The sequence below is a fragment of the Pseudoalteromonas sp. CR1 genome (assembly GCF_019392235.1).
In the GTDB taxonomy this organism is placed as follows: Bacteria; Pseudomonadota; Gammaproteobacteria; order Enterobacterales; family Alteromonadaceae; genus Pseudoalteromonas.
Map to the genome: position 1 here is coordinate 1 of NZ_JAHXRM010000448.1, position 252 is coordinate 252.

Here is a 252-nt window from a genome sequence, read left to right on the forward strand (position 1 = left end):
TCATGGCGTTCGTTGAAATTTTTGGTCGACCGTACCGATTTTCGTGAAAACAACCGCCTGGAAATGCTCAGTGTGTCCAAGCAAAAGTTGCTGGACGACTTTGAAGACGCCCCGGAGATCACGCGCTCGGGTCTCTACAAGGCGGTTTACAGCGCAGAGTTCGGACAGTTCGGCGGCCAGCCATTCGGCGCCATCATCGGCAATTACGAGTTCAACCCTGGCTCGCAGGACATCAAGCTGCTGCAGTCCATC

1 protein-coding gene is annotated in these 252 nt (G+C 54.8%); it reads left to right on the forward strand.

Annotation, left to right across the window (positions count from 1 at the left end; genetic code table 11):
* A partial coding sequence (locus KZZ04_RS20100) for a type VI secretion system contractile sheath large subunit (RefSeq protein ID WP_219424021.1) occupies positions 1-252 on the forward strand: 252 nt, incomplete at both ends.